The 19,355-nt window shown below is 60.8% G+C and carries 19 protein-coding genes; 5 read left to right on the forward strand and 14 right to left on the reverse strand.

Annotated elements, in window-relative coordinates; translation table 11 throughout:
- The first annotated feature begins 163 nt into the window (after nucleotides 1–163).
- Nucleotides 164–859, forward strand: a complete 696-nt coding sequence (locus tag LRS40_RS23490) for an ABC transporter ATP-binding protein (RefSeq protein WP_231312836.1) — start codon at nucleotides 164–166, stop codon at nucleotides 857–859.
- On the opposite strand, the gene bioD is transcribed toward LRS40_RS23490, so the two are convergent.
- Genes bioD through bioB form a run of 4 tightly spaced genes read right to left on the reverse strand, consistent with a single transcriptional unit; the run spans nucleotide 798 to nucleotide 4,449 of the window.
- A complete protein-coding gene (bioD, locus tag LRS40_RS23495) occupies nucleotides 798–1,523 on the reverse strand; it encodes a dethiobiotin synthase (RefSeq protein ID WP_231312837.1) in 726 nt (241 codons plus the stop codon). The genes LRS40_RS23490 and bioD overlap by 62 nt on opposite strands.
- Entirely contained in the window at nucleotides 1,516–2,271 is a 756-nt protein-coding gene (gene bioC / locus LRS40_RS23500; RefSeq protein ID WP_231312838.1) for a malonyl-ACP O-methyltransferase BioC, read from the reverse strand. The genes bioD and bioC overlap by 8 nt, the downstream gene beginning before the upstream one ends.
- Nucleotides 2,255–3,412 (reverse strand): 8-amino-7-oxononanoate synthase, encoded by a 1,158-nt coding sequence (bioF, locus tag LRS40_RS23505; protein ID WP_231312839.1) that lies wholly within the window; start codon nucleotides 3,410–3,412, stop codon nucleotides 2,255–2,257. Before bioF ends, bioC begins: the two co-directional genes overlap by 17 nt.
- Nucleotides 3,409–4,449, reverse strand: a complete 1,041-nt coding sequence (gene bioB / locus LRS40_RS23510; protein WP_142488746.1) for a biotin synthase BioB — start codon at nucleotides 4,447–4,449, stop codon at nucleotides 3,409–3,411. The genes bioF and bioB overlap by 4 nt, the downstream gene beginning before the upstream one ends.
- Before the next feature lie 69 nt (nucleotides 4,450–4,518).
- On the opposite strand from bioB, the gene bioA reads away from it, so the two are divergent.
- Together bioA and LRS40_RS23520 are read left to right on the forward strand one after the other, a co-directional pair.
- Nucleotides 4,519–5,826, forward strand: a complete 1,308-nt coding sequence (gene bioA / locus LRS40_RS23515) for an adenosylmethionine--8-amino-7-oxononanoate transaminase (RefSeq protein WP_231313931.1) — start codon at nucleotides 4,519–4,521, stop codon at nucleotides 5,824–5,826.
- A gap of 44 nt (nucleotides 5,827–5,870) precedes the next feature.
- Nucleotides 5,871–6,347 carry a kinase inhibitor gene (locus LRS40_RS23520; RefSeq protein WP_142488745.1) on the forward strand — a complete coding sequence of 159 codons (477 nt, stop codon included), beginning with the start codon at nucleotides 5,871–5,873 and terminating at the stop codon, nucleotides 6,345–6,347.
- Nucleotides 6,348–6,413: 66 nt separating this feature from the next.
- Here the strand turns inward: LRS40_RS23520 and hutH are convergent, their stop codons facing one another.
- The 5 genes from hutH to hutI form a co-directional block, all read right to left on the reverse strand.
- Nucleotides 6,414–7,934, reverse strand: coding sequence for a histidine ammonia-lyase (gene hutH / locus LRS40_RS23525; protein ID WP_231312840.1), 1,521 nt, complete (start codon nucleotides 7,932–7,934; stop codon nucleotides 6,414–6,416).
- On the reverse strand, nucleotides 7,934–9,619 hold the full coding sequence (hutU, locus tag LRS40_RS23530; protein ID WP_156263237.1) for a urocanate hydratase: 1,686 nt from the start codon (nucleotides 9,617–9,619) through the stop codon (nucleotides 7,934–7,936). The genes hutH and hutU overlap by 1 nt, the downstream gene beginning before the upstream one ends.
- Before the next feature lie 125 nt (nucleotides 9,620–9,744).
- Nucleotides 9,745–10,479, reverse strand: coding sequence for a histidine utilization repressor (locus tag LRS40_RS23535; RefSeq protein ID WP_142488742.1), 735 nt, complete (start codon nucleotides 10,477–10,479; stop codon nucleotides 9,745–9,747).
- Between the two features lie 44 nt (nucleotides 10,480–10,523).
- A complete protein-coding gene (gene hutG, locus LRS40_RS23540) occupies nucleotides 10,524–11,462 on the reverse strand; it encodes a formimidoylglutamase (protein WP_231312841.1) in 939 nt (312 codons plus the stop codon).
- The gene (gene hutI, locus LRS40_RS23545; protein ID WP_231312842.1) at nucleotides 11,459–12,682 is read right to left on the reverse strand and encodes an imidazolonepropionase; all 1,224 of its coding nucleotides are present in this window, start codon (nucleotides 12,680–12,682) and stop codon (nucleotides 11,459–11,461) included. Before hutI ends, hutG begins: the two co-directional genes overlap by 4 nt.
- A 203-nt stretch (nucleotides 12,683–12,885) precedes the next feature.
- Here hutI and LRS40_RS23550 point away from each other — a divergent pair, with 203 nt between their 5' ends.
- A complete protein-coding gene (locus LRS40_RS23550; RefSeq protein ID WP_370649937.1) occupies nucleotides 12,886–14,190 on the forward strand; it encodes a putative acyl-CoA thioester hydrolase in 1,305 nt (434 codons plus the stop codon).
- Between the two features lie 53 nt (nucleotides 14,191–14,243).
- On the opposite strand, the gene tisB is transcribed toward LRS40_RS23550, so the two are convergent.
- Nucleotides 14,244–14,333: a type I toxin-antitoxin system toxin TisB gene (gene tisB, locus LRS40_RS23555; protein ID WP_142488739.1), complete on the reverse strand. Its 90-nt coding sequence runs from the start codon at nucleotides 14,331–14,333 to the stop codon at nucleotides 14,244–14,246.
- 432 nt (nucleotides 14,334–14,765) lie between these two features.
- The gene (gene pgl / locus LRS40_RS23560) at nucleotides 14,766–15,761 is read right to left on the reverse strand and encodes a 6-phosphogluconolactonase (protein ID WP_142488738.1); all 996 of its coding nucleotides are present in this window, start codon (nucleotides 15,759–15,761) and stop codon (nucleotides 14,766–14,768) included.
- A 153-nt stretch (nucleotides 15,762–15,914) separates the two neighbouring features.
- Here pgl and LRS40_RS23565 point away from each other — a divergent pair, with 153 nt between their 5' ends.
- On the forward strand, nucleotides 15,915–16,733 hold the full coding sequence (locus tag LRS40_RS23565; RefSeq protein ID WP_156263233.1) for a pyridoxal phosphatase: 819 nt from the start codon (nucleotides 15,915–15,917) through the stop codon (nucleotides 16,731–16,733).
- Here LRS40_RS23565 and modC read toward each other — a convergent pair whose 3' ends face one another.
- Genes modC through modA form a run of 3 tightly spaced genes read right to left on the reverse strand, consistent with a single transcriptional unit; the run spans nucleotide 16,734 to nucleotide 19,257 of the window.
- Nucleotides 16,734–17,792 (reverse strand): molybdenum ABC transporter ATP-binding protein ModC, encoded by a 1,059-nt coding sequence (modC, locus tag LRS40_RS23570; RefSeq protein WP_231312843.1) that lies wholly within the window; start codon nucleotides 17,790–17,792, stop codon nucleotides 16,734–16,736. It abuts the gene before it with no gap.
- Nucleotides 17,793–17,794: 2 nt separating this feature from the next.
- On the reverse strand, nucleotides 17,795–18,484 hold the full coding sequence (modB, locus tag LRS40_RS23575; protein WP_231312844.1) for a molybdate ABC transporter permease subunit: 690 nt from the start codon (nucleotides 18,482–18,484) through the stop codon (nucleotides 17,795–17,797).
- Nucleotides 18,481–19,257 carry a molybdate ABC transporter substrate-binding protein gene (modA, locus tag LRS40_RS23580; RefSeq protein ID WP_156263231.1) on the reverse strand — a complete coding sequence of 259 codons (777 nt, stop codon included), beginning with the start codon at nucleotides 19,255–19,257 and terminating at the stop codon, nucleotides 18,481–18,483. Before modA ends, modB begins: the two co-directional genes overlap by 4 nt.
- Nucleotides 19,258–19,355 lie beyond the last annotated feature (98 nt).

Raw genomic sequence — 19,355 nt, forward strand, 5'->3', positions numbered from 1 at the left:
CAGGTGCATAAAACGGGGCACCGACGCAGTGCAGGTTCCTGTCATCGCAGCGCGCATTTTCGAACCTAATCCGAAAAAAGAAGGGTTAAGCGCCATTTTTTGGGCTGTGGCAAGAGTCTTGCAGAGCATCAGGTGTCACCGATGCCTGAAAAGGAGCAATACCATGTTAAGCCTGCGCGCTGTAAACCAGTATTACGGGGATCGCCACACCCTGTGGAACGTTGACCTCGATCTGCCTCCCGGCCTCTGCACCGGCGTCGTCGGGCTGCCCGGAATGGGGAAAACTACCCTCGTGAGCTGTATTGCCGGGCTGCTGCCCATCGCCAGCGGCACCATGGTCTGGCATGACGCCGGGCCAGAGACCCGTCCAGGAGAGGGGATCAGCTTTGTGTCACAGGACCGGCGGATCTTTTCGCAACTGACGGTAGAGGAGAATCTGCATGTCGCGCGGATGGCGAAAGGCGTCGCGGGCGGATCGGTAAGCCGCGACGTTTTTGAGTTCTTTCCGGAGCTGTACCCGCTGCGCCAGCATCGGGCCTCGGGTCTTAATGACGACCAGCAGTACCAGCTGGCACTGGCGAACGCGCTGGTGACCCGCCCTCGCCTGTTGATCCTCGACGAGCCCAGCCGCGGCACCGGCCAGCTGTTTACCCTCAAGCTGGCGCAGCTGCTGCTCAGGTTCAACCGGGAGCTGGGATTATCGGTGCTGCTGGCCGAACAACATCTTTCCCTGATCCGTCGGGTGGCGGATCGCTTTTGCCTGCTTTACCGGGGGCGAAACGTGGCTCAGGGTCGGGTCAGCGAGCTGGATGACCCGCTGATTGCCCACTGGATGGGGCCGACGGCGTCAGCGCAGTAAGAGACAGATACTGCCCGACTGCCGAGGTGTCAGCCGTATCGCCCAGCCACGGGATCTCGCCCAGCAGCGGAGCGGGCAGCACGCGCCGGAGCGTCGTCATGTATTCGGCATGGCGCTTGCCGGGGGACACTACTCCGTTCGCCACCCAGCCTGCAAAATGCAGTCCCGCCTGCTGAATCGCCTGCGCGGTCAGCATCGCGTGGTTGATACAGCCCAGCTTCACCCCCACCACCAGGATCACCGGCAGGCGTTCGGCCAGCACCCAGTCGGCGAAGGTCTGCTCCTGCGACAGCGGCGTGAACCAGCCGCCCGCCCCTTCCACCAGCACCCAGTCGGCACAGCTCTCCAGGGTGCGTAACCCGGCGGAGAGCGTGCTGAACAGGATCGGGCGCTGCTCGTCGGCGCTGATGATGTGCGGCGACGTCGGCTCCGCGAAGGTATAGGGGTTCACCGTCGGGTAGCTCAGCGCCACGCTGCTGTTGCGCTGTAACGCCAGCGCATCGCTGTTGCGCAGCCCTTGTGCGGTCATCTCACTGCCCGAGGCCACCGGTTTGTATCCGGCAGTGTTGCGGCCCAGCGCCCGTGCCGCCTGTAACAGGGCGGTGCTGGCGACGGTTTTACCGACCTCGGTGTCGGTGCCGGTGACAAAATAACGTTCAGTCACGTTCGATAATTCCATGAAAAAGTTGATAAGAGAGCGGGAATTTCCCCGCCTGCTGTGGCCAGGCCTGTGCCAGCCGCTGCAGCTGGCCGCGCGTTAAGGGCCTGTCGGCCCGCCCGGCGTGCAGATGGGTGGCGCCGATCCCCTTCAGGGACTGCATGGCGCTGAGCGCATCCTCAAACAGCAGGGTGACGGTCTGGACCGCACAGCGGTACTGCCAGCCGGACAGGGCATCGTTCACCTGCTGTCCGGTCAGAAAACGGTTGGCGTGCGGCTGGGTATCCACCGCCTGCCAGGCCTGATTCAGCTCCGGCAGCGAGCCGTTGAGCAGCGTGGTGAAGGCCACCTTGCCTCCCGGCTGCGCCACGCGATACAGCTCTGCCAGCGCCTGCGGCAGGCTGGCGCACCACTGCACCGCCAGATGGCTCCAGACCAGGCTGAACTGCCCCTCCGCCAGCGGAATGGCTTCGATATCGGCCTGCAGATAGCAGTCGGCCGCCTGGTTGCGGCGCGCTTCCTCCAGCATCGGGGCGCAGAGATCCATCGCCGTCACATGACTCCCGGCCTGGCGCCAGGCCAGGCTGTTGCTCCCCGGACCGCAGCCGGCGTCCAGCACGCTGGCAAACCTGTTTTCTGCCAGCAAAGCCCGCAGCCCGTCGGCACTTTGCCGCTGGAGACCATCGTGGCGCGCGTAGCTGTGCGCCGCCCGGCCAAAGGCGGCGGCAATCGCCTGTTTATTCACTTGCGACATGCAGCGCCTCCAGTAACGCGGTGATATCTTCCGGCTCATGCGCCGCCGTCAGGGTCAGGCGCAGGCGCGCCGTGCCCGCCGGCACGGTAGGCGGACGAATGGCGGTCACCCAGATCCCCTGCTCTCTGAGGACCTGCGCCAGGTGCAGGGCGCGCGCGTTTTCGCCGACGATCAGCGGTTGAATGGCGCTCTGCGAGGCGGTGATCGCCAGCGGCAAATCGCGCACGCCCGCGCGGAACTGGTCAATTAACGCAGCCAGCCGCTGCCGACGCGCGTCGCCTTCGTCGCTGCGAATCAGGTTAAAGGCCGCCAGCAGCGCCACCGCCTGGGCAGGCGGCATGCTGGTGCTGTAGATCAGATGGCGGGCGAACTGCAGCAGGTAGTCGGCGACGGATTCGCTGCACAGCACCGCCGCCCCGCTGACCCCAACGCCTTTACCGAAGGTCACCACCAGCAGCTCGGGTTTTACCCGCAGGCTGGCAGCGCTTCCCCGCCCCTCTGGCCCGGTGACGCCAATCCCGTGGGCATCGTCCACCAGCAGCCAGCTGCCCTGACGCTGGGCCGCCGCGTGGATGTCGCCCAGCGGGGCGCTGTCGCCGTCCATGCTGAAGATCCCCTCGGTCACTACCAGCTGTTGCCCGGCGCAGGGTTTATCCAGCAGCGAATCCAGCTGGGCGACATCATTGTGGGCGAAGCGCCTGAGCTGAGCCGGGCTGTGGCTGGCGGCTTCCAGCAGCGAGGCGTGGCTTAAGCGGTCGGCCACAATGCGATCCTCTTTGCCGGTCAGGGCGGCAATCAGCGCCTGATTAGCGGCAAAGCCGGAGATAAACAGCAGCGCCCGCGGGTAGCCGAGCCACCCGGCAAGGTGCTCCTCCAGCGCCTGATGCGCGTGGGTGTAGCCGCTGACGTGGCCGGAGCCGCCGCTGCCCACGCCGTACTGCTCCGCGCCCTGTTGCCAGGCGCGGATGATGTCGGGGTGCTGACTCAGGCCGAGATAGTCATTGCCGGAGAAGTTGCAGTACCGCCGCTGCTCGCGGGTGAGAAAGCGCCCGGCGCCGTTCTCCACCGGGGTGCGCACGCGCAGGGCGTCGGCCGCCCGACGAGCGTCGAGGGCAGCATCGATGCGTTGTTGCCAGGTCATACCGTCGCCGCGTTGTAGAACTGGTCGGTATCGGCATTGAAAAGCTGCTGTTCGAGCTGGTGCTGCTGCTCGTTATCGCCAGTCAGCACCGCGGTCTGCTGCGGGTTGAGCCCCAGCTTGCGGAACAGCTGCACGTCCTTGTCCTCTTCCGGGTTCGGGGTGGTAAGCAGCTTGCAGCCGTAGAAGATGGAGTTAGCCCCGGCCATAAAGCACATCGCCTGAGTCTGCTCGTTCATCTGCTCGCGACCCGCCGAGAGGCGTACGTACGAGGTCGGCATCATCACCCGCGCCACCGCAATGGTGCGGATAAAGTCAAAGGCGTCGACGTCGTCGTTGTCGGCCAGCGGGGTGCCTTTCACCTTCACCAGCATGTTGATCGGCACGCTCTCCGGCGGGGTCGGCAGGTTTGCCAGCTGCAACAGCAGCCCGGCGCGATCGGTGACCGTTTCGCCTAAGCCGACAATCCCGCCCGAGCAGACCTTGATGCCCGCATCGCGCACTTTGTCGAGTGTGTCCAGACGCTCCTGATAGGTCCGGGTGGTGATGATGTTGCCGTAGAACTCCGGGGAGGTGTCGAGGTTGTGGTTGTAGTAATCCAGCCCCGCCGAGGCCAGACGCTGGGCCTGATGATCATCCAGCGTGCCGAGGGTCATACAGGCTTCGAGGCCCATCGCCTTCACGCCCTGCACCATCTGCTCGAGATAAGGCATATCGCGCTCGTGCGGGTTTTTCCAGGCCGCGCCCATGCAGAAGCGGGTCGAGCCGGCGTTTTTCGCCTGACGCGCCGACTCCAGCACCTGCTCCACCTCCATCAGGCGTTCGGATTCGAGGCCGGTTTTGTAACGCGCGCTTTGCGGGCAGTATTTGCAGTCTTCCGGGCAGGCCCCGGTCTTGATCGACAGCAGGGTGCTGACCTGAACCTGCTGCGGATCGAAGTGCTGACGGTGAATTTGTTGCGCTTCAAACAGCAGTTCAAGCAGGGGTTTTTCAAATAATGCAGTGACTTGCGACAATGTCCAGCGAGCCTGGTGAGCCATGGGGCGTCTCCAAAGGGGTTTAGTTCAGGATGGGTTCGGGTTATGATTGTAAACCTAAATGTTTTCAAAATGGTTTACAAGTCGATTATGACAACGGACGATCTCGCCTTCGATCGGCAACATATCTGGCATCCCTACACCTCCATGACCCAGCCCCTGCCGGTATATCCGGTGACGGAAGCGCACGGCTGCGAGCTGACCCTGGCCAGCGGCGAACAGCTGGTGGACGGCATGTCCTCCTGGTGGGCAGCCATTCATGGCTACAATCACCCGCGGCTTAACGCGGCGATGAAAGCCCAGATTGACCGCATGTCGCACGTGATGTTCGGCGGCATCACCCATCAACCGGCGGTGGATCTCTGCCGTCGGCTGGTGGCGATGACCCCCGAAGCGCTGGAGTGCGTCTTCCTGGCCGATTCCGGCTCGGTAGCGGTGGAGGTGGCGATGAAAATGGCGCTGCAGTACTGGTACGCGAAGGGCGAAAGCCGTCAGCGGTTTATCACCTTCCGCAACGGCTATCACGGCGACACTTTCGGCGCGATGTCGGTATGCGATCCCGACAACTCGATGCACAGTCTGTGGAAGGGCTATCTGCCGGAAAACCTGTTTGCCCCGGCGCCGCAGAGCCGTTTCGACGGCGAGTGGGATGAAATGGACATGGTCGGCTTTGCCCGCCTGATGGCCGCCCACCGTCATGAAATTGCCGCCGTGATCCTCGAGCCCATCGTGCAGGGTGCGGGGGGAATGCGCATGTACCATCCCGAGTGGCTGAAGCGCATCCGCAGGATGTGTGACCGCGAAGGCATTCTGCTGATTGCCGATGAAATTGCCACCGGCTTCGGGCGCACCGGCAAGCTGTTTGCCTGCGAGCACGCGGGCATTACGCCGGACATTCTCTGCCTCGGCAAAGCCCTGACCGGGGGCACCATGACCCTCTCAGCCACCCTCACCACTCGCCAGGTGGCGGAAACCATCAGCAACGGCGAAGCAGGCTGCTTTATGCACGGCCCGACCTTTATGGGCAACCCGCTGGCCTGCGCGGTCGCCAGCGAGAGCCTGGCCCTGCTTGAGAGCGGTGAGTGGCAGATTCAGGTACCCGCCATCGAAGCCCAGCTGAAGAATGAACTGGCGGCGGCGCGGGATTCAGCCTTTGTCGCCGACGTGCGGGTGCTGGGGGCGATCGGCGTCGTTGAAACCACCCATCCGGTGAACATGTCGGCGCTGCAACGCTTCTTTGTGGCGCGCGGCGTCTGGGTGCGGCCGTTCGGCAAACTGATCTATCTGATGCCGCCCTATGTGATAAGCCGCGACCAGCTCAGCAAGCTGACCCGTGCGGTGGTGGATGCCGTTCAGGAGCCTGCGCACTTTACGCTTTAGTTTATGCGTTACACTTCTGGCAGGGCTTTTTACGGAGGAACAGTATGAAACTTATCAGTCAGGATCTGCGCGACGGCGATAAACTCCCGCTGCGCCACGTGTTTAACGGTATGGGATATGAGGGAGATAACATCTCTCCGCATCTGGCGTGGGACGAGGTGCCGTCGGGTACCAAAAGCTTTGTCGTGACCTGTTACGACCCGGACGCCCCAACCGGCTCCGGCTGGTGGCACTGGGTTGTCGCCAATATCCCCGCCGATACCCGCGTGCTGCCGCAGGGCTCCGGCTCTTCGCTGGTGGCGCTGCCGGAGGGTGCTGTGGAGACCCGCACCGATTTTGGCAAAGCGGGATACGGCGGCGCGGCCCCGCCAAAAGGCGAAACCCATCGTTATATCTTCACGGTACATGCGCTGAATGTGGAGAGAATCGAGGTCGATAAAGAGGCCAGCGGCGCAATGGTGGGCTTTAACGTCCATTTCCACACCCTGGGCAGCGCGTCGATTACGGCGATGTACAGTTAAATAAAAAACCGGCACATAGGCCGGTTTTTTGTAGGCCCGGTAAGCGCAGCGCCACCGGGCGTTTTTTTACAAGAACGCTGGCAGCAACCCGACCAGGCTCCTTTTGTTCAGCAACGCAATCGCCGCATCAATATCCGGGGCAAAGAAGCGGTCGTCATCATAGTGCGCCACCTGCTCCCGCATGATATGCCGCGCCTGCTCCAGCTGCGGGCTGGAGGTCAGACCGTCGCGCAGATCGCAGCCCTGACAGGCCGCTAACCACTCTACCGCCAGCACGCCGCGGGTGTTGCCCGCCATCTCCCACAAGCGGCGGCCTGCCGCCGGGGCCATCGAGACATGATCTTCCTGATTAGCTGACGTCGGCAGACTGTCCACGCTGTGCGGGTGCGACAGGGCCTTGTTCTCGCTCGCCAGCGCGGCGGCGGTCACCTGGGCAATCATAAACCCGGAGTTAACCCCGCCGTTGCGCACCAGGAACGGTGGCAGCTGGGACATGTGTTTATCCATCATCAGCGCGATACGACGCTCCGACAGCGCGCCAATTTCGGCAATCGCCAGGGCCAGATTATCCGCCGCCATCGCCACCGGTTCGGCGTGGAAGTTACCCCCGGAGACCACTTCGTTTTCCGCGGCGAACACCAGCGGGTTATCGGAAACGGCATTGGATTCCACCAGCAGTACCTCCGCCACCTGACGCATCTGGGTAAGACAGGCCCCCATTACCTGCGGCTGACAGCGCAGGGAGTACGGGTCCTGCACCTTGTCGCAGTTGTGGTGCGACTCGGCAATGGCGCTGGTGTCGGTCAGGACGTGGCGGAACAGCGCCGCGGCGTCGATCTGCCCGCGCTGACCGCGTACCTCATGAATGCGGGCGTCAAACGGACGACGGGAGCCAAGCACCGCTTCGGTAGTCAGCGCCCCACAGACCACCGCTGAGGCAAACAGATCTTCGGCTTCAAACAGGCCGCGCAGGGCAAAGGCGGTGGAGGCCTGGGTGCCGTTCAGCAGCGCCAGGCCCTCTTTCGCCGCCAGCGTCACCGGGGCCAGACCCGCTTTCTGCAGGGCGGTGGCGGCCGGTAACCATTCGCCCCGGTAGCGGGCTTTACCCTCACCGAGCAGGGTCAGGGACATGTGCGCCAGCGGGGCCAGGTCGCCGGACGCGCCGACCGAACCTTTGGCCGGGATCCAGGGGTAAACTTCGGCATTGACCATGGCAATCAGCGCCTGAATTACGCTCAGGCGGATGCCGGAGAAACCGCGCGCCAGGCTGTTGATTTTCAGCACCATCATCAGACGCACAATGTCGTCATCCAGCGGCTCGCCGACGCCCGCCGCGTGGGAGAGCACCAGCGAACGTTGCAGGTTTTCTAGATCGTGAGTGGCGATGCGCGTCTGCGCCAGCAGGCCAAAACCGGTGTTGATCCCGTAGGCGGTGCGCCCTTCGGCGACAATCGCTTCCACGCAGGCGACGCTGTCGTTGATGGCTTTATGGGCCGCGTCGTCGAGCGTCAGGTGCAGCGGCTGTTGCCAGACCTGGCGCAACTGGGCCAGGGTCAGGGAACCGGGAGTCAGGGTTAAAGCGTTCATCAGTGCTTTCCTTGTTGAGCGGCGATCATCGGCAGGTTCAGGCCCTGCTCTTTAGCGCAATCAATGGCAATGTCATACCCGGCATCGGCATGGCGCATCACGCCAGTCGCCGGATCGTTGTGCAGTACGCGGGCAATACGGGCCGCGGCTTCATCGGTGCCGTCGCAGACGATGACCATTCCGGCATGCTGGGAGAAGCCCATCCCGACGCCGCCGCCGTGGTGCAGCGAGACCCAGGTCGCGCCGCTGGCGGTGTTGAGCAGCGCATTCAGCAGCGGCCAGTCGGAGACCGCGTCGGAGCCGTCCTGCATCGCTTCGGTTTCACGGTTCGGGCTGGCAACCGAGCCCGAATCAAGATGGTCACGACCAATAACGATTGGCGCTGAGACTTCACCGCTGCGGACCATTTCGTTAAAAGCCAGGCCCAGCTTCTGGCGCCACTCCAGGCCTACCCAGCAGATACGCGCCGGCAGTCCCTGGAAGTTAATGCGCTCGCGGGCCATGTCCAGCCAGTGATGCAGGTGCTCATCATCGGCGACAATCTCTTTCACTTTGGCGTCGGTTTTGTAGATATCTTCCGGGTCGCCGGAGAGCGCCACCCAGCGGAACGGGCCGATCCCGCGGCAGAACAGCGGACGGATATAGGCAGGGACAAAGCCCGGGAAGTCAAAGGCGTTGGTAACGCCCATCTCTTTCGCCATCTGGCGGATATTATTGCCGTAATCGAAGGTCGGGACGCCCTGCTGGCTGAAGGCCAGCATCGCGTTGACGTGATCGGCCATCGAACGCTTCGCCGCCAGGACGGTGCCTTCCGGATCCTGCTGCGCTTTCTGCTGGTACTCTTCCCAGCTCCAGCCTTTTGGCAGGTAGCCGTGCAGCGGATCGTGGGCGCTGGTCTGGTCGGTGACCAGGTCCGGACGCACGCCGCGCGCCACCAGCTCCGGCACGATATCGGCCGCGTTACCGCACAGGGCAATCGAGACCGCTTTGCCTTGCTGGGTGTATTTGTTAATGCGCGCCAGGGCATCGTCCAGCGAATCGGCCTGCTCATCGACGTAGCGGGTACGCAGACGGAAATCGATGCGGCTCTGCTGGCACTCAATGTTAAGGGAGCAGGCTCCCGCCAGCGTCGCCGCCAACGGCTGTGCGCCGCCCATGCCGCCCAGGCCTGCGGTCAGTACCCAACGGCCTTTCAGGGAGCCGTTATAGTGCTGACGGCCCGCCTCGACAAAGGTTTCGTAGGTGCCCTGGACGATGCCCTGGCTGCCGATGTAGATCCAGCTGCCGGCGGTCATCTGGCCATACATCGCCAGCCCTTTCGCATCCAGCTCGTTAAAGTGTTCCCAGGTGGCCCAGTGCGGGACCAGGTTGGAGTTGGCGATCAGCACGCGCGGGGCGTTTTCGTGGGTTTTGAACACGCCGACCGGTTTGCCGGACTGCACCAGCAGGGTTTCGTCGTTTTCCAGTTCGGTGAGGGATTTGACAATGGCGTCATAGCACGCCCAGTTGCGCGCCGCGCGGCCAATTCCGCCATACACCACCAGCTCGTGAGGGTTTTCCGCCACGTCGGGATCGAGGTTGTTCATTAACATGCGCAGCGGGGCTTCGGTGAGCCAGCTTTTGGCGTTAAGCGTGGTGCCACGTGGGGCGCGGATCTCTTGCTGGCGATACTTACCTGACGACATTGTGTGCTCCTCATTGGGGACAGAATATACACTAAGATATACTTGTATAGACAAGTGCACACAAGGCCGGTTTTAACAATTACGATACATTTTTGTTATATTGCGTCAGCAATCACGCTTTTGGCTTATGACATGAAATGGCCCTGCAGCCGATAGCGGTTGCCCGGGAACAGCAGTCTGGCGTGGGAAACAATGTGCGAGGCTGACCAGGTACGGCGGTGGATCAGCAGGCAGGGATCGTGCTCTTTAATACGCAGCAGCTCGCACTCCTGCGGCGTGGCGCGCACCGCCTCGACGATATGCTCCCCTTCCGTCAGCGGCGCGACCAGCGACAGATAAGCATGGGGGGTGGTGGCGGTATAGTCCTGCTGCAGGTAATCCGGCACCAGCGCGGCATTGACGCTGCGATCCTCAATCTGCACCGGGATATCGTTTTCAAAGTGCAACATCAGGGAGTGGAAGATACGCGTTCCCTCTTTGACGTTCAACGCAGCGGCCTGCGCAGCGCTGGCCTGCGTCTCCTCAAGGAACAGCACCTCACAACGGTGCTGATGGTTGCGGGAGGCGATCTCATCGGCAATGCTGCGAATTTCAAACAGCGCGGACTGCCCTTTTGGCTCGGCCACAAAGGTGCCGACCCCCTGCAGACGCACCAGCAGCCCCTCATCGGTCAGCTCCCGCAGCGCGCGGTTGATGGTCATCCGGCTAAAGCCGAACTGGGCCACCAGCTCTGCCTCGGACGGGATGCGATCGTGAGGACGCCAGACGCCGGTGGCGATCTGATGGCTGATCGCCTGTTTTACCTTTTCATAGAAAGGGGCTGGCGTATTGGCCTGCTGCTGCGGGGCGCGAGAGAACATAGCAATTCCTTAAGCCGTTATAAAAATCCGAGTATATCCACAGATTACGCCCACCAGTGAGCAATTTGCCAGGCAAGACGCGCGGCGAGCTTCGCCCCCTGGCCGTCGCGATCGAAGCCAGGGCTGAACTCCACCAGATCCGCCGCCTGCAGTTTGCCGCTGCGACAGATCCGCGCGATGACCGGAAGCAGATCCCGGGCCGGAACCCCCAGCGCGGCGGGTGCCGACACGGCGGGCATCTCCCCGGCGGGCATCACGTCGAGGTCAATGGTGAGGTAGACCCGATCCGCATTGTTGAGGACGGTGTCCAGCACCGGCAGCGCCTGCTGCTGGAAATCGAGATCTTCCACCAGAGTGACGTTAAGACGAGCCGCTTCATCCCACAGCGCCTGCGTATTGGCCGCCCGGCTGACCCCGAGGCAGGCGTAGTGAAACTCACGCTGCTGTTCCGCGCAGTAGAGCGCCAGCTGGCGGAACGGGGTTCCGGAGGTCGCCTGACTGGCGTGACGCAGATCGAGGTGCGCATCGAGGTTGATAATCACCACCCGCTCGCCGGGAAAGGCATCCAGCACGCCGCGGCCATGGGCCCAGGCGGTTTCATGCCCGCCGCCGAACACCAGGGTGCGCATGCCGGCCTGCTGGCAGGCGGTGACCGTCTCGCTCAGCGCCTGCTGGGCGGTCTCCAGCGCCTCCCCCTCGATGCGGATGTTGCCCATATCGGTCAGCCGCTGGTGGCCCTGATGGCTGGCCATATTTCCCAGCGCGCGGCGTAACACATCCGGGGCCTGGGCCGCACCGGTCCGGCCCTGATTGCGTCTGACCCCTTCGTCGCAGGCATAGCCGATCAGGGCGATACCGTCCCCGGGGGGCGTTGGTGTGTCGCTACGTTGCACGGTCTGGAACAGGCGCAGCGCGTTGCTGGCCTCGCGGGTGTCGTCACGCCCCTGCCAGACGTCAGGTGAAACCGGCTGCCATACGCTCATTGTACTTTTCCTCTGAATACGCGCTGATAAAGCGGGTTACGACCCGGCTCATACACCATCTCCACCGGGCTTTTGGCATCCCAGATCGCCAGATCCGCGACAAACCCGGCCTTCAGCTGGCCGTGCGTTGCCCCGCGGCCCAGCGCCTGGGCGGCATGCCGGGTCACCCCTGCCCACGCCTCTTCCGGGGTTAAACCAAACTGCACGCAGGCCATATTCATCGCCAGATGCAGGCTGGCAAAGGGGCTGGTGCCGGGGTTGTAGTCGGTCGCGACGGCCATCGGCACCCCCTGCTGACGCAGCAGGTCAACCGGCGGGCGCTGGCGCTCCTGCAAAAAGTAGAACGCGCCGGGCAGCAGTACCGCCACGGTGCCGCTCTGCGCCATCGCGCTCACTCCGGCCTCATCAAGATACTCAATGTGATCGGCAGACAGCCCGTGGTAACGGCTCACCAGCGCGGTGCCGCCGAGGTTAGAGAGCTGCTCGACGTGGCCTTTAATCGGGATCCCCCGGGCCTGTGCCGCCTGGAACACCCGCTCGCTCTGTTCCGGGGTAAAGCCAACGTTCTCGCAGAAGACATCCACGGCTTCGAAAAGGCCTTTCTCCCACAGCTGCGGGAGCGTGTGCTGACACACGTGGGCGATGTACGCATCCGGATCCTGACGATACTCCTTCGGCACGGCATGGGCAGCCAGCAGCGTCGGGCTGATCTCAATGGGATGGGTGTGCGCCAGACGCTGGGCCACGCGCAGCATCTTCTCTTCCGCCTCGTCGTTCAGGCCGTAGCCGGATTTGATTTCGATAGTGGTAACGCCTTCGCGCATCAGCCGCTGTAAACGCTGCTGCGCCAGCTGCTCAAGCTGCTCAGGGGTGCTGTCCCGGGTCGCGCTCACCGTGGCATTAATTCCGCCGCCCTGGGCGCTGATGGTCTGATAGGAGACGCCGTTCAGCCGCTGCTCCCACTCGGCGGCGCGGTCGCCGCCAAACACCAGATGGGTGTGGCAGTCAATCAGGCCCGGCGTGACCAGCCGCCCCTGTAAATCGCGGGTGTTGGGCAGATCCTGCGGCAGGTCAGATTCCGGCACGATCGCCAGGATGGTCTCTCCACTTACAATTAAGGCCCGGTTCTCCAGCAGACCATAGGCTGTGCCGTAGCCAGGATCCATAGTCGCGAGGCGCAGGTTACGCCAGATAACGTCGTCGGGATGAAGTTGCAACATCGGGCTTCCGCTTGTCATGAGTTGTATAGACATTTATTTTCATTCCCGTCGCCCTGTCAATCGCCTTTACCGAAATTGTTATTTATTTGTGACAACTTTCCCGCTAAGCGCGGGAATAAAAAGTAACTTTTTGCCTTTTAATCTTCCCGTTTCGCTCAACTTAGTATAAAAAAGCAGGCTATTTCGGTTATCCCCCTATTGATATGCTTAGCAGGAGCTTTCCCTTGAACATTTCCAGGATTTCTCGTCTGGCGCTGGCCCTCGCATTTGGCGTGACGTTGTCCGCGTGCAGCTCTACTCCGCCGGATCAACTGCCTTCAGAGCAGGTCGCACCAGGCACGGCTTCCCGCCCGATCCTTTCCACTGATGAAGCGAAAAACTTCCAGCAGGCTCGCTACTTCACGGCCATGGATCCAAACGCGGCGCCGTGGAGTCCTTACGCCATTCGTCTGCCTGCGCAGCCGAACTTTGTGGTTGGCCCGGCGGGAACCCAGGGCGTTACGCATACCACCATTCAGGCGGCGGTTGATGCAGCCATTGCTAAGCACAGCAGCTCCCGTCAGTACATTGCCATTTTACCAGGCGAGTACGAAGGCACCGTGTATGTGCCTGCCGCGCCGGGTAGCGTGACCCTGTACGGTACGGGTGAAAAACCGATTGATGTGAAAATTGGTCTGGCGATCGACTCGGAGATGGATACCGCGACCTGGCGTCGTCTGGTCAATCCGGGCGGTAAATACATGCCTGGCAAACCGGCCTGGTACATGTTTGACCGTTGCCAGAGCAAGCACAGTGCCACCGTCGGGGTAATGTGTTCCGCCGTCTTCTGGTCGCAGAACACCGGCCTGCAGCTGCAGAACCTGACAATTGAAAACAATCTCGGCGACAGCGTCGATGCCGGTAATCACCAGGCGGTTGCCCTGCGCAGCGATGGCGACCAGGTGCAGATCGACAAGGTAAATATTCTGGGTCGTCAGAATACCTTCTTCGTTACCAACAGCGGCGTTGATAACACCCTGAAGAACAACCGCATCACCCGTACGCTGGTCACTAACAGCTACATTGAAGGGGATGTGGATATTGTCTCTGGTCGCGGTGCCGTGGTGTTTGATAACACCGATTTCCGGGTGATGAATACCCGTACCCAGCAGGAAGGCTATGTCTTCGCCCCGGCCACCCTGTCGAACATGTTCTACGGCTTCCTGGCAGTGAACAGCCGCTTTACCGCGATGGGTGACGGTGTGGCACAGCTGGGCCGCTCGCTGGACGTCGATTCTGCCTCCAACGGCCAGGTGGTGATTCGCGACAGCGTGATCAACGAAGGCTTTAACATGGCAAAACCGTGGGGCAACGCGGCGATCTCTCAGCGTCCGTATGCGGGTAATACCGGTGCGGTGGATGAGAAAGGCAACGTGCAGCGTAACCTCAACGACGCTAACTTCAACCGCATGTGGGAATACAACAACCGCGGCGTGGGCAGCAAAGTGGTAGCGGAACCGAAGCAGTAATCTGATTAGCAAAAAGGGGGAGTAACTCCCCCTTAATGCTGCGGCTGGGCACGTCAGGCACCGGTCTTAAGATACGCATCCAGCAGTTGCAATACTGCAACCATGAGTTGCAGGAACAGAATTACCCATCCCATACTGCTCATACGCCACTCCTTTGGTCAGGAGCACTTCCACTGACTTACCTTTCCGCTGCCTGTCACCAGTGGGCGTTGGTGTTACCGATGTGCTCCACAGTTAAGGCACTGACGGCACCACCCGCCAGCCAGGACTTAAAAGAAACCTGATTTGCGGAACTGCTCACATCGAACCAACGGCAACATTGTAATCTCTGATAACTGTATATAAAAACAGTTTCAAACAGATTAAGAATTTATTCAGATAAAGAAAAACATTATTATTTTTCAGTATGATAATTATTAACTCAGCGGCTCATCCCATTCTTTTGCCGTGGGTTAATTTTACATAGTGCCAGGCCGGGATTACTATATTGAGGTTGGTGTTTCCGATGTGCTCACCCGGCTACCACCGGGCATAAAAAAACCTCGCATGTGCGAGGTTTTTTTATTTCGTCCGCCTTAGTGCGCGTTAACCACCACCCACATTGGCCCCTGGCCGACGGCGTAACGCCCCTTCTCTTCCAGCAGCCCCTGCTCGCCCTGAATCTCATACAGCGCGATATGGTGCGATTTTTGCCCCGCTGCAATCAGGAACTTACCGCTATGATCGACGTTAAAGCCGCGCGGCTGGGTCTCGGTCGGCTGGAAGCCTTCGATGGCCAGCACGCTGCCATCTTCAGAAATGCTGAAAATGGTGATCAGGCTTGACGTACGATCGCAGGTATAGAGGTGGCGTCCATCAGGGGTGATGTGGATATCCGCCCCCCAGCGCGTATCGGTGAAGTCCGCCGGCATCATGTCCAGGGTCTGCACGCACTCGATGTTGCCGTGCGGATCGCGCAGGGCCCAGACGTCCACCGAGCAGTTCAGCTCATTCACCACATAGGCGTACTGCTGGTTCGGATGGAAGGCCATATGACGCGGGCCTGCGCCTTCAACGGTGGTCACTTCTGCTGGCGTTTGCGCGGCCAGCTTGCCGTCGTCGCCCAGGGTAAACAGGCAGATACGATCCTGTTTCAGCGCCGGCACCCACAGGGTGCGGTTATCCGGGGAGATGTTGGCCGAGTGACAACCTTCCAGCCCTTCAACCACCTCAACGGTCTCCGTTGGAATGCCGTCGTCCAGGCGGGTGACGCTGACGCAACCGGCGTTGTAAGAGCCGCTAAAGATAAAGCGCCCCTGCAGATCGGTTGAGATATGGGTCGGGCTCCCCGGCAGCGCAGCTTCGGCCGTAAAGGTCAGCGCGCCATCTTCAGGAGAGATACGGTACGCCAGCACACGGAACTCCGGGCGCACGCCCACATACAGGAAACGTTTATCCGGGCTGATCGCCATCGGCTGAACCTGGCCGGGAACATCGACGACCTGAACCAGGGTGAGCGTACCTTCGGGATTCAGACGCCAGACATGGATCTGCTGGCTTTCAGGACTGGCGGTATAAACGGTTTGTTTCATGAATGCTCCTTTCCTCACTGCGCGTAAAAGTAATGTACCAGGATAGTCTTTTTTAACGGTGAATGCTGAATTTTAACCAGGAATTTTGCAGCCTTAGTCACGCGGTGTACCATCTGCTCATTCTGCCATTTCAACATTAACCCGGAATATCAAATGACCTCGCGTGTGATTGCACTGGATTTAGACGGTACGCTGTTAACCCCGCAAAAAACCCTGCTCCCCTCTTCCCTCGACGCCCTGAAGCGTGCCCAGGAGGCGGGATACCAGCTCCTCATCGTGACGGGTCGTCATCATGTTGCGATTCATCCTTTTTATCAGGCGCTGGCGTTAGATACACCTGCAATTTGCTGTAACGGAACCTATTTGTATGATTATCAAGCAAAAAAGGTTCTGCAGGCCGATCCGCTGCCGGTTACCCAGGCGCTGCAACTGATTGATCTGCTCGATGAGCATGCCATTCACGGCCTGATGTATGTCGACGACGCGATGCTTTACGAACGCCCGACCGGGCATGTGATCCGCACCAGCAACTGGGCGCTGTCGCTGCCGGAAGCGCAGCGTCCGGTGTTCACTCAGGTGCCGTCGCTGGCGCAGGCGGCCCGGGACGTTAACGCTATCTGGAAATTTGCTCTGACCGATGAAGATACCAGCAAGCTGAATGCCTTCGCTAAACACGTGGAGCAGACGTTGGGCCTGGAGTGCGAATGGTCCTGGCACGATCAGGTGGATATTGCCCGCAAAGGCAACAGCAAGGGCAAGCGCCTGGCGCAGTATGTGGAATCCATCGGCGGATCAATGAAGGACGTCATTGCCTTTGGCGATAACTACAATGACATCAGCATGCTGGAAGCGGCCGGGACCGGGGTGGCAATGGGTAATGCGGACGACGCCGTCAAAGCGCGCGCCAACATCGTAATTGGCGACAACACCACCGACAGCATCGCCCAATTTATCTATACCCATCTGGTGTGATCAGGTGGTGATCGACACGCTCTTGATCTGTGCGTAGAGCCAGAGGCCAGGTTTGATCCCCAGCTCATCCCTGGCCCAGGGGCTGATACGCGCCCACAGCGTGCGGCTACCAATTTCCAGCTGCACCTCAACCTGACCGCTATCGTCGTAACACTGGGCCACTTTGGCGCGCAAAATGTTACGAATGCTGCTCTGGAGCGGCGGCTGCAGCACCAGCGAGACGTCCGACGCCTGAATGCGAATGCGCAGATTGGTTTGCAGCGGTTTATCCAGCTTGTTGACCCAGACATGCTGATCGCCAATGGCCAGCGCGGTCATCGCATAGTGCGGATGGTGCTCCAGCACGCTCACCTTCAGAATGCTGCTCTGCTGCTCCTGAGGCAACCACGGGTGCATCACGCTGCTGCCCCACACCTCTTCCAGATTGCCGAACGCCTTCACGCTACCGTTTTCCAGGACCAGCACCTTATCGGCCAGGTGCAGGATCTCGTCCAGCGAGTGGCTGACATAGAGCATCGGAATATTGATTTCACGCGCCAGGCGCTGCAGATAGGGCAGCAGCTCACGCTTGCGGGGGATATCCAGCGAGGCCAGCGGCTCGTCCAGCAGTAGCAACTCCGGGGCGGTGAGCAGCGCCCGGCCTATCGCCACGCGCTGCTTTTCCCCGCCCGAGAGCGACGAAGGTAGCCGGTCAAGCAGGTGTTCAATGCCCAGCAGAGCCACCAGCTTATCGAACTGCCCGGCCATGCTTTTCGCCATGCCATAACGCAGATTGCCCAGCACCTTGTAGTGCGGAAACAGTCGTGCATCCTGGAAGACATAGCCAACCCGGCGCTTTTCCGGTGCCAGATAAATGCGTTTTTCTACGTCGTTCAACACCCGATCGTTGAGCACGATCCGCCCTGACTGGGGCCGGGTCAGGCCACTTATGGCGTTGATCAGCGAGGTCTTCCCCGCGCCGGAGACGCCAAAAATGACGGTAATTCCGCTGGCAGGCAGGGTTTCGTTGAGGGTGAGGCAGTGCTCGCCCAGGGTCTGGGTGAAATTGAGTTCCAGCATGGTCAGTTCCCCATCCGTTCACGGCTCAGACGGGCCAGCCATTCCGATACCAGCAGCGACACCATCGCCAGCACAATGGAGATAATACAAAGACGCGCGGCGGCCCCTTCGCCACCGGGGGTCTGGATAAGGGTATACATCGCCGACGGGATAGTGCGCGTTTCACCCGAGATATTAGAAACAAAGGTGATGGTCGCGCCAAACTCGCCCAGCGAGCGGGCAAAGGCCAGCACGGTGCCGACAATAATGCCCGGCAGCGTCAGGGGAAGCGTGATGGTCAGAAATACGCGCCAGCGTCCGGCACCCAACGTGCGGGCCGCCTGTTCAAGCTTCATGTCGACCCCTTCCAGCGCCAGGCGGATCGCCCGCACCATCAGCGGGAACGACATCACCGCCGCTGCCAGCACCGCACCGCGCCAGCTGAAGGCAAAGCTGAGGCCAAACCACTCATACAGCCGCTCGCCGATAAACCCGCGTCGCCCCATGGCGATGAGGAGCAGGTAACCGACCACCACCGGCGGCAGCACCAGCGGCAAATGCAAAACACTGTCAAGGAGCGCTTTGCCGGGAAATTTACAGCGAACCAGTAGCCAGGCGAAGAAGATCCCAAAGGGCAAACTAAATGCAACCGCGAGGGAAGAGACTTTCAGGCTCAGCAGCACGGCCTGCCATTCGGGATCGGTCAATATCATTCGTGAGTCGTAAATCCGTAACGTTTAAAGATTGCTGACGCCTGCGGCCCCTTCAGATAATCGTAAAAGGCGCTGACGGTAGCGTTTTTATGTCCATCGACGATGGCAACAGGATATTCCACTTTCTTATGTGAGTCTTCCGGGAAGGTCCCCACCACTTTCACCCCTTTTCCGGCGACGGCATCAGAGCCGTAGACGATGCCCAACGGCGCTTCGTTGCGCTCCACCAGCGCCAGCGCGCCACGCACGTCTTCCGCCGGGGCCAGTTTCGGGGACAGCGTCTCCCAGGCCCCCAGTTTTTGCAGCGCCTCTTTGGCATAAATGCCCGCCGGAACGTGTTCCGGATCGCCCACCGCCAGACGCCCGTCTTTCAGCAGGCTGGTCCAGCGGGTCTCTTTGTTTATGGCGATCTCGCCCTGGGCACTCTCTTTCGGTGCCACCACCACCAGGCTATTGCCCAGCAGGGTTGCGCGGCTGGCGGTATCTATCGATTTTTTCTCGACCGCGTAATCCATCCACTTCTGATCGGCAGAGATGAACAGGTCCGCAGGCGCTCCCGCTTCGATCTGGCGCGCCAGCGTGGACGAAGACGCAAAGGACGACACCACCTCGACGTTTTTCTCTTTTTTATACTCCGCCGCAATATCCTGCATCGCGTTCGTCAGGGATGCTGCCGCGAAGACGGTAATTTTGCCCTCATCCGCCAGTGCATGTCCGGTCAGGGTGAGGGTCAGCGTTGCCCCTGCGAAAAGGCGTAACCATGTACGTGCCATCTTTAACTCCTGTGAGTATCGTTATATAAAAATAAATATAACGACAACCCTAAGGTTTTCCCAGCGTTAAATCGTACCGATTAATGAGTAAATGAAAC

The sequence above is a fragment of the Leclercia sp. G3L genome (assembly GCF_021117075.1).
Taxonomy (GTDB): Bacteria; Pseudomonadota; Gammaproteobacteria; order Enterobacterales; family Enterobacteriaceae; genus Enterobacter; species Enterobacter adecarboxylatus_C.

Bases quoted from the DNA above. Each gene is read 5' to 3' on its own strand.
- bioC (WP_231312838.1), bottom strand. From the start codon at position 2,271: ATGTCGCAAGTGAATAAACAGGCGATTGCCGCCGCCTTTGGCCGGGCG.
- bioF (WP_231312839.1), bottom strand. From the start codon at position 3,412: ATGACCTGGCAACAACGCATCGATGCTGCCCTCGACGCTCGTCGGGCG.
- modC (WP_231312843.1), bottom strand. From the start codon at position 17,792: ATGCTGGAACTCAATTTCACCCAGACCCTGGGCGAGCACTGCCTCACC.
- LRS40_RS23565 (WP_156263233.1), top strand. From the start codon at position 15,915: ATGACCTCGCGTGTGATTGCACTGGATTTAGACGGTACGCTGTTAACC.
- bioA (WP_231313931.1), top strand. From the start codon at position 4,519: ATGGTTTACAAGTCGATTATGACAACGGACGATCTCGCCTTCGATCGG.
- tisB (WP_142488739.1), bottom strand. From the start codon at position 14,333: ATGAGCAGTATGGGATGGGTAATTCTGTTCCTGCAACTCATGGTTGCA.
- hutH (WP_231312840.1), bottom strand. From the start codon at position 7,934: ATGAACGCTTTAACCCTGACTCCCGGTTCCCTGACCCTGGCCCAGTTG.
- hutI (WP_231312842.1), bottom strand. From the start codon at position 12,682: ATGTTGCAACTTCATCCCGACGACGTTATCTGGCGTAACCTGCGCCTC.
- modB (WP_231312844.1), bottom strand. From the start codon at position 18,484: ATGATATTGACCGATCCCGAATGGCAGGCCGTGCTGCTGAGCCTGAAA.
- LRS40_RS23535 (WP_142488742.1), bottom strand. From the start codon at position 10,479: ATGTTCTCTCGCGCCCCGCAGCAGCAGGCCAATACGCCAGCCCCTTTC.
- hutG (WP_231312841.1), bottom strand. From the start codon at position 11,462: ATGAGCGTATGGCAGCCGGTTTCACCTGACGTCTGGCAGGGGCGTGAC.
- bioB (WP_142488746.1), bottom strand. From the start codon at position 4,449: ATGGCTCACCAGGCTCGCTGGACATTGTCGCAAGTCACTGCATTATTT.
- LRS40_RS23520 (WP_142488745.1), top strand. From the start codon at position 5,871: ATGAAACTTATCAGTCAGGATCTGCGCGACGGCGATAAACTCCCGCTG.
- LRS40_RS23490 (WP_231312836.1), top strand. From the start codon at position 164: ATGTTAAGCCTGCGCGCTGTAAACCAGTATTACGGGGATCGCCACACC.
- LRS40_RS23550 (WP_370649937.1), top strand. From the start codon at position 12,886: ATGCTTAGCAGGAGCTTTCCCTTGAACATTTCCAGGATTTCTCGTCTG.
- pgl (WP_142488738.1), bottom strand. From the start codon at position 15,761: ATGAAACAAACCGTTTATACCGCCAGTCCTGAAAGCCAGCAGATCCAT.
- modA (WP_156263231.1), bottom strand. From the start codon at position 19,257: ATGGCACGTACATGGTTACGCCTTTTCGCAGGGGCAACGCTGACCCTC.
- hutU (WP_156263237.1), bottom strand. From the start codon at position 9,619: ATGTCGTCAGGTAAGTATCGCCAGCAAGAGATCCGCGCCCCACGTGGC.